Here is a 655-nt window from a genome sequence, read left to right as displayed (position 1 = left end):
TTCATGACCGAAGTCGGTTTTGAATCCGCCAACCACGGCGTGCAGATCTATGGCGGCCATGGCTTTATCGCCGAGTGGGGCATGGAGCAGAACGTTCGCGACAGCCGTATCTCCATGCTGTACGAAGGCACCACTGGCATCCAGGCACTGGACCTGCTCGGCCGTAAAGTGCTGATGACCCAGGGCGAAGCGCTCAAGGGCTTCACCAAGATCGTGCACAAGTTCTGCCAGGCCAACGAAGGCAACGACGCGGTCAAGGAATTCGTGGCACCGCTGGCTGCGCTGAACAAAGAGTGGGGCGAGTTGACCATGAAGGTCGGCATGGCCGCGATGAAAGACCGCGAAGAGGTGGGGGCCGCTTCGGTGGATTACCTGATGTACTCCGGTTACGCGTGCCTGGCTTACTTCTGGGCCGACATGGCGCGCCTGGCTGCCGAAAAACTCGCCGCCGGTACCAGCGAAGAAGCGTTCTACACCGCCAAGCTGCAAACCGCGCGCTTCTACTTCCAGCGCATCCTGCCGCGGACCCGTACCCACGTGGCCACCATGCTGTCGGGCGCCAGTAACCTGATGGACATGAAAGAAGAAGACTTCGGCCTGGCTTACTAAGCCTTACCGGGTTCATTTGAAACCGTCGCTTCCCTTGGGAGCGGCG

General features: G+C 60.2%; 1 pseudogene. It reads left to right on the top strand.

The window, feature by feature from the left end:
* Positions 1-609 (top strand): annotated as a pseudogene (locus FCS21_RS15740) (phenylacyl-CoA dehydrogenase); the annotation flags it as partial.
* Between the last annotated feature and the right edge of the window lie 46 nt (positions 610-655).

Origin of the sequence: Colwellia ponticola (assembly GCF_005885605.1) — a bacterium.
GTDB classification, from domain to species: domain Bacteria; phylum Pseudomonadota; class Gammaproteobacteria; order Enterobacterales; family Alteromonadaceae; genus Colwellia; species Colwellia ponticola.
This window is presented reverse-complemented; position numbering and strand designations above follow the sequence as displayed.